This window comes from Hoeflea sp. Naph1, from assembly GCF_046837775.1.
Taxonomy (GTDB): Bacteria; Pseudomonadota; Alphaproteobacteria; order Rhizobiales; family Rhizobiaceae; genus Hoeflea.
The window spans coordinates 1,262,951-1,276,601 of the sequence record NZ_CP177286.1 but is presented as its reverse complement, the minus strand read 5'-3'; the positions used below and the strand labels follow the sequence as shown (position 1 = coordinate 1,276,601).

Sequence of the window (13,651 nt, the reverse complement as noted above, 5' to 3'; positions counted from 1 at the left end):
GGCCTTGCCGAGAACAGCCGGAAGGGCGCTGCGGCGCCCTTCCGTTGAGTCAGACAGAGCGGTCAACTACTTGGTCACCGCCTTGAAGGAGTTGTCGTTAAACGACGGTCCAACGATAAAACCTTCGACATTCTTGCGTCGGGCGAGAACCTCGATCTCCTGGAACATGATCACAAACGGCGATGTCTGCTGGTGCTCTGTCTGCAGGTCGACATACATCTGCGCGCGTTTGCCAGCATCGGCTTCGAGCACGGCGGCATCGGCCTTGGCGGTCATTTCCGGGATATCCCAGGCATTACGCCAGGCCAACGGTTTGGAGGCCGCGTCATCGGAGTTGTCGGGGTTGCGGGCAAAGGTATCGGCATTGGTATGCGGATCCTGATAGTCCGGGCCCCAGCGGCCGATATAGATGTCGTGGTTGCGGGCACGATACTTGGTAAGCGTTTGCTGACCATCGCCCGGGATCAATTCCATCTTGATGCCGGCCATGGCCATGGTCTGCTGAATGGCCTGGCCCATGGCGGTGATTTCGTTGGTGTTGCGGGTGTCCATGGTGACGGTGAAGCCATCCGGCAGGCCTGCTTCGGCCAGCAGTTCCTTGGCCTTGTCGACATTCAGCGAGAACGGGGTGTCCTCGAGTGCGCCGAGGAAGCCGCGTGGCAGGAAGGCCTGATGCGGGATCACCTTGCCCTTCATGATGGTGTCGGCGATGGTCGCGTAATCGACCAGATATTTCATCGCCTGACGAACCTCGGGCTTGGCAAGGATCTCGTTCTTCTGGTTGAGACCGAGATAATAGATCGATCCCTTGACGCCGTCTTCGATAACGATGTCGGCATTGGTCGACATTGCCGAAATTTCCTCGGCGCTGACATTGCGGGCAATGTCGATGTCACCCTTTTCAAGCAACAGACGCTGGGTCGCGGTTTCTGGAATATGGCGATAGATCGCCCGCTTCATCGGCGGCGCTTTTCCGGAATAATTGTCATTGCGCTCAAGCACCACTGCTTCATTGGCGCGCCAGTCGCGAATGGTGAAGGCGCCGGAACCGGCGTAGTTGGTCTTGAGCCAGTTGTAGCCGAAATCGCCGTCGACCTCGTGGCTGGTCACCAGTTCCTTGTCGACGATGAAGCCGACCGTCGCGGTCAGGCAATACAGCACCAGCGTCGGCGCGTAGGGCTTGTCCATCTCGAATTCGAAACTCATGTCGCCAGTCTTGCGGATCATCGCATCGACATTGTCGGGCGTGAAGCCGAACTGGCTGAGGATGAAAGCCGGTGACTTGTCGAGCTTGATCACCCGCTGCAGCGTATAGACCGCGTCATCGGCGGTGATCGGGTTGCCGGAGGCGAATTTCATGTCCGGGCGAATGGTAAAGGAGAAGGTCTTGCCGTCCTCGGAGATTTCCCATTTCTCGGCGATAACGCCAAAGATTTCAGATACGTCCTTGACGTTGTAGCCAACCAGACCCTGATAGGAGTTGCCAAGGATCTCGGAGGCGCTGAATTCGAACACTTCAGCCGGATCGAGGGTGATGATGTCATCAATGGCCCAGGCTTGTATCAGCGTGTCGGCCGGCGTTTCAGCTTGCGCGGTGACTGGCGTGAAAGCGGCCGCTGTGCACATCAGCGCAACCGCCACGAATTTCTGAACGTGTCTCACCATAACTCTCCCTGTTGAAATTGTTCCCTAATTCGCGACGCTGGACCGGGACGGTTGGTTCCGTCCCATACCAGCTGAAGACATAATCAGCACACAGGGGGGCATGACTGTCAAGCAAAGCTTCCGGTGGGGAAACCCGCGTCTCGGGCAGCGGCAAGCCGGACCGCATTCAAGGTCAAGTGGTGGAAACGGGGAGCAAAAGTGCGTAGCGGATAGAAACCCTGTTTCACTCGGCTGAAACAGATGGAAGCGGTTCCACCTGACCGTGTAACCAGGCCAGTTGCGCCTTACAAATGCAACCCGCGACCAAGGGCAGCAAGTGCGGATTCCTGGATCGCCTCGCCCATGGTCGGATGGGCATGGATGGTATCGGCGATATCCTCGAGCCGGGCGCCCATTTCGATGGCCAGAGAAAAAGCGCTGGCGAATTCGGCGACACCGGCGCCCACGGCCTCAATGCCGAGCACGACATGATTGTCTTCACGCGCGATCACCCGAACGAAGCCGTCCTCGCGGGCAAGCGACATTGCACGGCCATTGGCGCGGAATGGGAAAGTCCCGACCAGCACAGCCTGACCATCGCGGCGGGCGGCATTCGGGCCAAGCCCGACGGAAGCGATTTCCGGGTCGGTAAAGCAAACGGCGGGGATGGCGCGCTTGTCCCAGACAAGGGGTTGGCCGGCGATCAGATCGGCGACCATTTCACCCTGGGCCATGGCGCGGTGAGCCAGCATCGGCTCGCCGGTGACATCGCCGATGGCATAAACACCACGCATGGCTGTGCGGCACTGGTTGTCGATGCGGATGAACGGCCCGTCCATCGGCAAGGCCAGTTGCTCAAGCCCAAAACCTTGAGTGCGCGGTCGGCGGCCGACCGCGACCAGGATCTTGTCGGCAGCAAGCGTGATGTCGGACCCGTCGGCTGTGGCGACCTGCAGGGTTTCGCCGTCGTCCGCCAGGCCGGTGACCTTGGCGCCGGTCATGACCTCAACACCGAGTGCCGCCAGCCGCTTGGCAACCGGGCCGGTAAGTTCCGCGTCCCAGACCGGCAATATCCGCGGTGCGGCCTCGACCACGGTGACCTTGACGCCGAGCTTGGCGTAGGCGGTGCCGATTTCCAGACCGATATAGCCGCCGCCAACGACGACCAGGCTTTCAGGCAATTGGGTGAGCGCCAGCGCACCGGTGGAGGAGATCACCTTGCCGCCAAAGGGCAGCGACGGCAATTCAACCGGCTCCGATCCGGTGGCGATGACAATGGTCTCGGCATGAACGGTTTGCGGACCGAGATCAGTCTCGACGGTCACGGTCTTGCCATCGCGGATGCTGGCGCGACCGCGGAGCGACTTGGCTCCGGCCTTCTTGAGCAGCCCGGCGACGCCGCCGGTAAGCCGGGTGACGATGCCATCTTTCCAGGCCATGGTCTTGCCGAGATCGATCGCCGGAGAAGCGGCGGATAGACCGAAGGGCGAGCCACCGGTGGCGGCCTCGGCGAGCTTGTGGAATTCCTCGCCGGCGTGGATCAGCGCCTTCGATGGAATGCAGCCGATATTGAGGCAGGTGCCGCCAAGCGGCCCCTCGTCGACGATCAGCGTGTCGATGCCGAGCTGGGCGGCGCGGATTGCGGTGACATAGCCGCCGGGGCCGCCGCCGATGATTAGGAGCTTACAGACAATCTCGGCCATATCAGCCCTCCACAAAAATCAGCGCCGGGGTTTCCAGCAGGGTTTTCAGCCGCTTGACAAAAATCGCCGCATCCCATCCATCGATCACCCGGTGGTCGAAGCTCGACGACAGGTTCATGATCTTGCGCGGAACGAACTGGGCGCCATCCCATACCGGGCGCATGGCCATCTTGTTGACCCCGACAATTGCCGTTTCGGGCGCATTGATCAGCGGCGTGGTGGCAATCGCCCCCAGCGCGCCGAGCGAGGTGATGGTGATCGTTGAGCCGGACAGCTCATCGCGCAGCGCGGTGTTGTCGCGAGCGGCTTCGGCAACGCGGGCGATCTCGATGGCCGTGTCATCCAGCGAACGGCTTTCGGCATGGCGGACAACCGGCACCTTCAGCCCCTGCGGGGTCTGGGTGGCGATGCCGACATGAACGCCGGCGAATTGCCGGAGCTGGCCCGCCTCGTCGTCATGATGGGCATTCATGTCAGGCTGGTCTGCGACCGCCCGCACCAGCGCCTGGACCAGAAACGGCAGGATGGTAAGCCGCGGCTTGCCTTCCTTGCGTTCGGCGTTCAGGCCGGCGCGCAGTTCCTCAAGCGCGGTGACGTCGATTTCCTCGACGATGGTGATATGCGGAACCTTAGACCAGGTCTGGCCGAGCTTGCGCGAGATCGCCCGGCGCAAACCGATGATCGGGATCTCGGTGACTTCGGTGCGGCGTACACGTCCGCCGGTGACCGGCGCCGGTTCCGGCGCATCGAGCCAGGCGTCGAGATCGGCATGGGTAAGGCGGCCGGCCGGGCCGGACCCGGATACGCGCCTGAGATCGACACCGGCTTCAAGCGCGCGGCGGCGGATGGCGGGGCTTGCGAGCGGCTTTTCGCCGGCGGCACGGCGCGGGGGCTGAACGTGCCGGGCGGGTGCGCCCGATGCCGGCGCGGCAGGCTTGGCGCTATGCGTTTCGGCATCCGTTACCGGATTGGCCGGTGCTGCGTTTTTTTGTTCGGGCGCAGGTTCTGGTGCGTCAGAGGGAGCTGTGTCGGGCGTGGCCGGGGGAGCCTGCGCGGGTTCGGGGGCTGCGGCCTCGATCTGTGCATTGGCGTCGGGCGAGATCCTTACCAGATCGGCGCCGACGGAGATCATGTCGCCCACCTTGCCGCCGAGCCAGACCACCTTGCCGGTGATCGATGACGGAATCTCAACCGTGGCCTTGTCGGTCATCACCGCGGCGATCACGTCGTCTTCGCGGACCATGTCGCCCGGCTGGGCGTGCCATTCCACCAGTTCCGCCTCGGCGATCCCTTCGCCGACATCGGGCATGCGGATGACAAAAATCTCGTTATCGGAATTTCCCATCTCAGGCCTCCATCACAGCGTTGAGCGCACGGATGATCCGCGCCGGCCCTGGGAAGTAATCCCATTCCTGCGAGTGCGGATAAGGTGTGTCCCAGCCGGCCACGCGCATGATCGGCGCCTCTAGATGATAAAAACACTCGGCCTGGACCTGGGCAGCCAGTTCAGCGCCGAAGCCGGAGGTCTGGGTGGCCTCGTGAACGATGACGCAGCGACCGGTCTTGCTGACCGATTCCATGATCGTCTTGGTGTCGAGCGGCACCAGGGTGCGCAAGTCGATGACCTCGGCGTCGATCCCTGCCTCTTCGACGGCGGCCATGGCGACATGCACCATGGTGCCATAGGCAAGCACTGTCAGTCCCTCGCCCTGCCTGCGGATGGCCGCCTTGCCGAGCGGCGTCTTGTAATAGTTCTCGTCAACCTCGCCACCTTCATGCTTTTTCCAGGGCACGATCGGGCGATCATGGTGACCGTCGAACGGGCCGTTGTAGATCCGCTTGGGCTCGAGGAAGATCACCGGATCGGGATCCTCGATGGCCGCAGTCAGCAGACCCTTGGCATCGGCCGGGGTCGATGGCACCACCACCTTGAGGCCGGCGACATGGGTAAACAGCGCCTCGGGACTCTGGCTGTGGGTCTGGCCGCCATAGATACCGCCACCGGCGGGCATGCGGACCACCAGCGGGCATGTAAAGCCGCCGGCCGAGCGGTAGCGCAACCGCGCTGCTTCCGAGACGATCTGGTCGTAGGCCGGGTAGACATAATCGGCAAACTGGATTTCGACACAGGGCTTGAGGCCATAGGCGGCCATGCCGATGGCGGCGCCGACAATGCCCAGTTCGCTGATCGGCGTGTCGAAGCAGCGCGACCTGCCGTATTTTTTCTGCAGCCCGGCGGTGCAGCGGAAGACGCCGCCGAAATAGCCGACATCCTCGCCAAAGACGACAACGCGTTCGTCCCTGCCCATGGAAATATCAAGCGCGTTCTGAATCGCCTCGATCATTGTCATCCGCGCCATGATCAGTACCCCGCCTGATGCCGCTGGGCGATGAGATGCGGCGGCATTTCTTCATAGACATCCTCGAACATGTCGCGTGGCGAGGGCCGCCGGCCGGTGTGCAGGGTGCCGATTGACTCGGCTTCCTTCTGCGCGGTGATCACCCGGTCATGCACTTCGGCTTCCAATTGCTTGTGGCGCTCTTCGCTCCACAGTCCGCGGGCGATCAGATGCGCCTTGAGCCTGAGTACCGGATCGCCGAGCGGCCAGGCGTCGCTTTCCTCCTTGGGCCGGTAGGCGGAAGGATCATCGGAGGTCGAGTGGCCGCCGGCGCGGTAGGTGACGTATTCGACAATCGTTGGCCCGAGATTGCGGCGGGCGCGCTCGGCGGCCCATTTGCCAACCGCGTGGACGGCGAGAAAATCATTGCCATCGACCCGGAGCGCGGGAATGCCAAAACCATGGCCGCGGGCCGCAAAGGTGCCCGACCCGCCACGGGCAATGCCCTGGAAGGTGGAAATGGCCCACTGGTTGTTGACGATGTTGAGCACCACCGGCGCCTTGTAGGTGGAGGCAAACACCAGGGCTGCGTGAAAATCGCTTTCGGCGGTGGAGCCGTCACCGATCCAGGCAGCGGCGATCTTGTCGTCACCGGAAATGGCCGAGGCCATGGCCCAGCCGACGGCCTGAATATATTGCGTGGCGAGGTTTCCGGAAATCGAGAAGAAGCCGTGTTCCTTGGAGGAATACATGATCGGCAATTGCCGGCCGCGCAACGGATCGGCCTCGTTGGAATAAACCTGGTTCATCATCGTCACCAGCGGATAGCCTGATGAAATCAGCAGTCCGGCCTGGCGGTAGGTGGGAAAGTTCATGTCGCCCTGCCTGAGCACCTGCTGGAACGCGCAACTGACGGCCTCCTCACCCAGGTGCTGCATGTAGAACGAGGTCTTGCCCTGGCGCTGGGCGTTCATCATCCGCGCATCATAGGTCCTGAGCGTGAGCATGTGCTCGAGCCCTGCGCGCAATTCGGCATCCGTGAGCGTACCGGCCCAGGGGCCAACAGCCTCGCCATTGCGGTTAAGCACGCGGATGATGCCAAACGCCAGATCGCGCATATTTTCGGGATCTTCGTCGACATCGGGACGCCGAATAGCGCCGGCGCTGGGGATCTTGACCGAAGAAAAGTCCGGCTGGCCACCGGGGCGCACCTCCGGCTCCGGAACATTCAGCGAGAGAGGCTCATGCTGATCCATCGTCATCCTCCTCCAAGACGCCAGGGCGGAAGGTGATCGATCCGCATGCCTGCGCCACTCCAATATCTTATTGGACGATACACGATAAATTCTCTCGTTTTCTTGCAAATATGGCGTGCTTACGAAATTATCTTTCAGGAAAAGGGTCGTTTTGCGCCTGAAAATATTTAGTGGAGTTTCCCCGTGGCAAAGCCGCTCGACGCAATAGACCGCAAGATCCTGGCCGCGCTTGTGACCGATGGCAGGATCAGCAACAATTTGCTGGCCGAAAAGGTCGGGCTGTCGCCCGCGCCGTGCTGGCAGCGGATGCGGCGGCTGGAAAAGGAAGGCTATATCGAAGCCTATTCGGCGATCCTCAATCAGGAAAAACTTGGCATGGCTGAAACCGCGCTGGTCGACATCGGCCTGAACCAGCATGACGACGCCACCGTCAACGGTTTCGGGCAGGCAATCACGGCGATGCCGGAAGTGCTGGAGGTGTATCTGACCACCGGCGAATATGACTATTTCATCAAGGTTGCTGTCGAGGGCACCCGCGGCTACGAGAAGTTCCTGCGCCGGCTTTACAAGGTGCCCGGCGTGCGCAGTACGCGATCGAGCTTCACGCTGAGATGTTTGAAGAAGGTCTCGTCGGTCAGCCCCTGAGCGTATGGCCAGCGCCACTGCATTGGCAAGGTCCGAGCTGGAATTGGCAGGACGCCAGGCAGGTGCTGGCCTGACACAAGTTCTTCCGGTGAAGATATCGGGAGAGCTGATTACAGCATCTGAAGCTGCGTCGATGCGCGGCCCGTCTCAGTGGAAATTGCGGCCCTTGGGCAGGGCGCTGCCAGCGGCCTTGACGCTTGCCAGTTGTTCGTAATCGCGGCGCAGTTCCGGCGCGTCGCGGATCAGCTTGATGAGACGGGCGGCGGGCTTGCGGTCACGCCCCCGCGTGTCGTCAATCGGCCGGCGCATCTCGTCGGCATTGGCGAGCCCGCCCATCTCGCTCGCCATGTCTGAAATCTGCGCCATCATCGGGGTCAGATCCTCGAGATACTCGGCCACCACATGGATGACGCCTTCCTCGTTTTGAAGCTTGCCGCGCACGCCGATACAGCGGCTGCCAAGCACGATGGCACGGAATTTCTCGAACACTTTTGGCCAAACGATGATGTTGGCGACGCCGCTCTCATCCTCGATGGTCGCAAACACCACGCCCTTGGCCGAGCCCGGTCGCTGCCGGACCAGCACAAGCCCCGAGACCTTGACCACCCTGCCCGTGCGGATTGTCTGCAGATCCGCATTGGGCCGGCAACCGGAGCGGGCCAGGCGCTCACGCAGGAACGACATCGGGTGCGCCTTGAGCGAAAATGACAGCGACTGGTAGTCATTGATCACCTGTTCACCCAGCGGCATCGGCGGCAGGTCGACATCGGGTTCCTTCTGCAGATCATGGCTATCGGCCAGGGCAAACAGCGGCAGCCGTTCGGCGCTCGAGAGCGGATCGAGCGCCTTGACCGCCCAAAGCGCGTCGCGGCGATCGAGCCCGATGGAGCGGAAGCAATCGGCCTCGGCCAGTTGCTCGATGGCGCGGCGCGGCAGGCCGGAGCGCATCCACAGATCGCGGACACTGTCATAGCCGCGGCCGCGCCGGGCCATCAATTGTTCGGCTTCCGCCTTGCCAAATCCCTTGACGTGGCGCAGCCCCAACCGCACCGCGTGGCTATGTTTCATCACCCCCTTCATCTCGCGATGCCGGGCTGACAGCGGCTGCAAATCGGCATCCGGCTCCAGAGTGCAGTCCTGATCTGAGCAATTGATATCGACAGGGCGGATCTCGACGCCATGCTCACGCGCATCGCGGATCAGCTGGGCCGAGGCATAAAACCCCATCGGCTGGGAGTTGAGAATGGCCGCGCAAAAAACGTCCGGGTAATGGCATTTGAGCCAGCAGGAGACATAGACTAGGAGCGCGAAACTGGCGGCATGGCTTTCGGGAAAACCATATTCGCCAAAGCCCTCGATCTGGCGAAAGCAATGCTCGGCAAAATCGCGCTCATAGCCGTTTGCGACCATGCCCTCGACCATCTTGGTCTGGAACGAGCCGATGGTGCCGACACGGCGGAAGGTAGCCATGGCGCGGCGCAACTTGTCGGCCTCGCCGGGCGAGAAGCCACCGGCAACAATGGCGATGTTCATCGCCTGCTCCTGAAACAGCGGCACACCGAGCGTCTTGCCGAGCACGGCGCGCAATTCCTCCTTGGGAAATGACACCTGCTCCTTGCCCTGCCTGCGGCGCAGGTAAGGATGGACCATGTCGCCCTGGATCGGGCCGGGGCGGACAATCGCCACCTCGATGACCAGATCGTAATAGCAGCGCGGCTTGAGGCGCGGCAGCATCGACATCTGCGCCCGGCTTTCGATCTGGAACACGCCGATGGTGTCGGCCCGGCAGATCATGTCATAGGTCGGAACATCGTTGTCAGGCAGCGAGGCCAGAGTTTCGCGGCGGCCGTAATGGGTGTCGAGCAGGCTGAAAGCCTTGCGGATGCAGGTCAGCATGCCGAGCGCCAGCACATCGATCTTGAGCATGCCGAGGCTTTCGAGATCATCCTTGTCCCACTCGACAATGGTGCGGTCCTCCATCGCCGCATTCTCGATCGGGATCAGCGAGGACAGCTTGTCGCGGGTGATGACGAAACCGCCGACATGCTGGGAGAGATGGCGCGGAAAGCCGACGATCTGGGAGGCAAGATCGAGCATCTGCGCCAGGTGCTTGTCGGCCGGATCGAGGCCGGCACGGCGGGCATCTTCAGTGTCGACCTCGCGCGACCAGCCACCCCATTTGGTGCCGGAGATGGCGGAAATCGCGTCATCGGAAAGACCGAACACCTTGCCGACCTCGCGGATTGCCGAGCGGGCGCGGTAGGTGATCACCGTGGCGGCGAGCCCGGCCCTGTCGCGCCCATACTTCGAGTATATGTACTGGATCACTTCCTCGCGCCGCTCATGCTCGAAATCGACATCGATATCGGGCGGCTCGTTGCGCTCCTCGGAGATGAAGCGCTCGAACAGGAGATCAACCTTGCCGGGATCGACCTCGGTGATTTCGAGGCAATAACAGACCGCCGAATTGGCAGCCGAGCCACGCCCCTGGCAGAGAATTCCCCGCGATCGTGCGAAGCGGACGATGTCATAAACGGTGAGGAAATAGGGCGCGTAATCGAGCTTCTTGATCAACCGGGTCTCGTGGGCAATGGCCTTGAGCACCTTTTCCGGTGCGCCTTCGGGATAGCGCTTTTGAAGGCCCAGTGTGGTGAGTTGTTCCAGTGCCTGCTGGGCCGGGAGCGGTTTGGGGCCGAGTTCTTCAAACAGTGGCGCGTCGGGGTATTGATAGCGCAATTCATCCAGCGAAAAGTGGATGCGTCCGAACAGCGCGGCAGATTGCGCGACCGCCGCCTCGTAGCCCCTAAACAGATGCAGCATGTCATCATGGCTGCGCAGGTGCCGTTCTGCATTGGGCTCAAGCCTTGTTCCGATACTGGCCAGCGTCGCGTGCTCGCGGATGCAGGTCAGCACATCCTGCAGCGGCCGGCGCTCAGACGTGTGATAGAGCACGTCGCCAATCGCCAGCAGCGGCACCTGGTGATCATGGGCGAGCTGCGCAAGGGCTGCCATGCGACGCTGATCGTCACTGCGATGATGGCGCGCCAACGCCAAATGAAGGTGGTCAGGAAAGGCCTCGCGCAACCGCTCTAGCACCGGCGCCAGGCCTCGGGCCAGATCCTGCCCGGCGGCAGCAACGGGTGGCACCACGGCCATCAGCAGCCCTTGGCCAATCGTGAGGAGATCTTCCAGCGTCAGGTGGCATTGGCTCTTGGGTGCGCGGCGTTTGCCCCGTGTCAATAACTCGCAGAGATTGGCGTAGGCGGCGCCATCTTCGGGCCAGACCAGAATATCGGGGGCGGCATCGACAAACACCAGCCGGCAGCCCGGCGCATAGGCGAGCCCCTCCTGCTTGGCCGCCATGTGGCCACGGACCACGCCGGCCAGGGAATTGCGGTCGGCAATTGCAATACCGCCAAGCCCGAGCCTGGCAGCCTGCACCACCAGCTCCTCGGCATGCGAGGCGCCGTGCAGGAAGGAAAAATTGCTGGTCGCGGCCAGTTCGACATAGGGGCCGGGGGGGCTCATGCAAACAGCCCGTGCATGTACCAGCTGGGCTCGCTGGTCTCACGGCCGTAAAGCCCGTGGCGAAACAGCCAAAAACGATAGCCCTGACGGTCCTCGACACGAAAATAATCGCGGCTGCGGGCGCCGCGGCCGTCGCGCCACCATTCGCAGGCGATGCGTTCCGGCCCTTCCGAACGCGCCACCTCGTAGAAAACCCCGCGCCAGCGGAACCTGAGCGGCGGGCCGTCGGGCACTTCGGCGATGGTGTGCATCAGCTCGGGCCGGTCAAACAGAATCAGCGGACGGGTGACGAGGTCGCCGGGAACTGGCAGATCCGGCGCCAAGGCCAGCGCGCTGTTGCCTTTGTCCGCGCCGCGCACGCCTGCATGGGCCAGCGGCTGCCGGCCGAAGCTGCGCTCGGGGATGTGGGTGTCGGCCAGCACGAAATGCTGAACCCGGTCGAGACCGAGCCGCGCGCCAAGCCGGTCGACCAGCGCGTCATGACTTTCGCTCGTCCCATGACCGGCTGTCTGTCCGGCCATCATTTCAGACTGGCCGGCATCGAACGGATCGGCATGGACTATATCGAGCCGCGCCAGATCAAAGCCGAAACCGGCATCGAGGTCGTCGTGCAGGCTGGCGAGACGTTCTTCAAAAAGCCGGGTGATCATCGCTGCATTGCGCAGCGGCCGGGCTGTCTGAACACTGAGCGAGGCGACATGACCATCGACCCTGAACAATCTGAGCCGGCAGTGGCGGACACCAAGGCCACGCTGTTCGAGCGGTTCGATGATCCCCGATGCCAGCGCCGCGATCACATGGGCGATCTCGTCATGCTGGCTCACCGGGTCGGCGAAACGGCGTTCGGTGGAAAGCTCCGCCACCGGCATGATTGGCGAGATCGCCTCCGTCTCACGGCCCAGCGCCTGATCAAGCCGCTGCATCAACCTGGTGCCGAAACGGGCGGCCAGTGGCGCGCGCGGCAGGCTGGCGATGCAGCCAATGGTCTTCAGCCCGACCCGGCCGAGCGGGGCGACCAGGGACGGCTGTAGCCGCAGACCGCTCAGGCTGAGCGGCAGGATCGCCTCGCCATGGCCGCCCTCGGCAATCAGCCGCGCCTGCCCGTAGCGGGCCATCGCCCAGGCTGCGCCGGGTGTGTCGGCCAGACAGAGCCGGACATGAAAACCTTGCGCCAAAAGCCGAGCTTCGAGATCGGCGATCAGCGCCGCCTCGCCGCCAAACAGATGGGCACAACCGGTAATGTCCATGAACAGTCCGTGGTCGGGCGCTGCCCCGTTCTGCGCCTCCGCCTCCATGCCGAGCGCGACAAGCGGCGTGTAGCGCTCGCACCATGCGGCGATGCGCATCAGTAGCGCACGGTTACTGGCGGCATCTGCCGGATGACAGGCGAGACCGGGCGCCAGCGCACGGGCGTCGCTCAGCGTCTGGCCGGCGCGGATGCCGCAGGCCCGGGCGCGATCATCCAGCGCAATGATGCGGATGGCGTTCTTGTGCGTGTCGGTGACAACCAGCGGTGGCGCCTCAGGATGCGTGTCCAAAGTCCTGTCGGTGATCCAGGACCTGCCCCATGTCGTCCGACGGATCGCGTCGGTTGGCAGATGGGTGAAGGCGATGGAGAGAATGCGCTGCCGGCGCTGCGGGGGATGATGCGGCATGTTCAAAAGCTCTCGTCTTTGCATTCCAGGCTAAAAGCCATTGGCCGGTGCGTCCGGCGCGGTTGCGTTCCAGCGTTAGGGACAGCCGCATTGCCCCCACGCCACGATGGTCGAGATCATCCGTCCCCGAAGGATGTGGCTGCACCTGCCAGCGCGTCACTGCCGCACCGGCCTCCTCCTCCCCGCTCTGGCGCAATGTCAACGCCAGCACCCCGCTGGCCCGCGCGCGCAACATCAGCCGTCGGGTGGCGGTGATGTCGAAACGCGCCGGGTTACCCCTGATATGAAACACCATGGCCGCCAGGTCGGCACAGCCCGCCGCCTCGTCGGCCGCCCACATGGCGCCTTGCAGATCACGCGGCTCGACCAGCGTCAGCCACGATGGATCCACCCCGTACTGGGCAAGCCCGACCGGAAAAAGTTCGCCGCCATCGCTGCGCGCGGCAGGATCATTGACCCAGACAATCCGGCGTCGACCATCCTGCCGGGCATCGGCAGCACGGCGCGCCAGCCCGAACGCAAATCCGGCGCCGGCACCAATGTCGCGCGCCAGCGCGCAGCGCACTTCGTGCAGTCCGCCACAGACGAGGCCACCCTCAAGGTGCCTGTCAACCGCAACTGCGCCCAACGACAATGGCTGTGAGCCTCCGGCATCGCCAAACCCCACCCCCCGCTGGGGCGTTTGACACACTCGCGCCTCATGGGCACGGGTGTGCGCCTTGAGAATATCGGTTGCGGTTTGCAGTCTCGTAAGACTCATTGTTCGACCAGAATGTTCATGTTATGTTCCATATAACGTTAGACTCGGCGCAAGAGTCAATGAGCTGTTTGCCATTCGAACTCATCACTTTCAGCCAACGGCACTTGGCAAAGGCCCACCA

General features: G+C 62.8%; 9 protein-coding genes. 1 reads left to right on the top strand and 8 read right to left on the bottom strand.

The annotated features are described in order from the left end of the window. Positions 1-66 precede the first annotated feature (66 nt). The 5 genes from ACK6D9_RS06025 to ACK6D9_RS06005 all read right to left on the bottom strand — a co-directional run bounded on the left by ACK6D9_RS06025 (position 67) and on the right by ACK6D9_RS06005 (position 6,942). Positions 67-1,665, bottom strand: coding sequence for an ABC transporter substrate-binding protein (locus ACK6D9_RS06025; RefSeq protein ID WP_322989226.1), 1,599 nt, complete (start codon positions 1,663-1,665; stop codon positions 67-69). Positions 1,666-1,949: 284 nt separating this feature from the next. Further along, positions 1,950-3,347, bottom strand: coding sequence for a dihydrolipoyl dehydrogenase (gene lpdA, locus ACK6D9_RS06020; RefSeq protein ID WP_412051001.1), 1,398 nt, complete (start codon positions 3,345-3,347; stop codon positions 1,950-1,952). Between the two features lies 1 nt (position 3,348). Beyond that, positions 3,349-4,692 carry a dihydrolipoamide acetyltransferase family protein gene (locus tag ACK6D9_RS06015; RefSeq protein WP_412051000.1) on the bottom strand — a complete coding sequence of 448 codons (1,344 nt, stop codon included), beginning with the start codon at positions 4,690-4,692 and terminating at the stop codon, positions 3,349-3,351. Position 4,693: 1 nt separating this feature from the next. Further along, positions 4,694-5,707, bottom strand: coding sequence for an alpha-ketoacid dehydrogenase subunit beta (locus ACK6D9_RS06010; RefSeq protein WP_412050999.1), 1,014 nt, complete (start codon positions 5,705-5,707; stop codon positions 4,694-4,696). A 2-nt stretch (positions 5,708-5,709) separates the two neighbouring features. Further along, a complete protein-coding gene (locus ACK6D9_RS06005) occupies positions 5,710-6,942 on the bottom strand; it encodes a 3-methyl-2-oxobutanoate dehydrogenase (2-methylpropanoyl-transferring) subunit alpha (RefSeq protein ID WP_322989229.1) in 1,233 nt (410 codons plus the stop codon). Positions 6,943-7,125: 183 nt separating this feature from the next. Between ACK6D9_RS06005 and ACK6D9_RS06000 the strand changes: the two genes are divergently transcribed. After that, positions 7,126-7,587 (top strand): Lrp/AsnC family transcriptional regulator, encoded by a 462-nt coding sequence (locus ACK6D9_RS06000; protein WP_267655136.1) that lies wholly within the window; start codon positions 7,126-7,128, stop codon positions 7,585-7,587. A gap of 147 nt (positions 7,588-7,734) precedes the next feature. Here ACK6D9_RS06000 and ACK6D9_RS05995 read toward each other — a convergent pair whose 3' ends face one another. Genes ACK6D9_RS05995 through ACK6D9_RS05985 form a run of 3 tightly spaced genes read right to left on the bottom strand, consistent with a single transcriptional unit; the run spans position 7,735 to position 13,530 of the window. Then, positions 7,735-11,115 (bottom strand): error-prone DNA polymerase, encoded by a 3,381-nt coding sequence (locus ACK6D9_RS05995; protein ID WP_412050998.1) that lies wholly within the window; start codon positions 11,113-11,115, stop codon positions 7,735-7,737. Then, positions 11,112-12,653, bottom strand: coding sequence for a Y-family DNA polymerase (locus ACK6D9_RS05990; protein WP_412051746.1), 1,542 nt, complete (start codon positions 12,651-12,653; stop codon positions 11,112-11,114). The genes ACK6D9_RS05995 and ACK6D9_RS05990 overlap by 4 nt, the downstream gene beginning before the upstream one ends. Further along, a complete protein-coding gene (locus tag ACK6D9_RS05985) occupies positions 12,637-13,530 on the bottom strand; it encodes an ImuA family protein (RefSeq protein ID WP_412050997.1) in 894 nt (297 codons plus the stop codon). The genes ACK6D9_RS05990 and ACK6D9_RS05985 overlap by 17 nt, the downstream gene beginning before the upstream one ends. Positions 13,531-13,651: the final 121 nt, after the last annotated feature.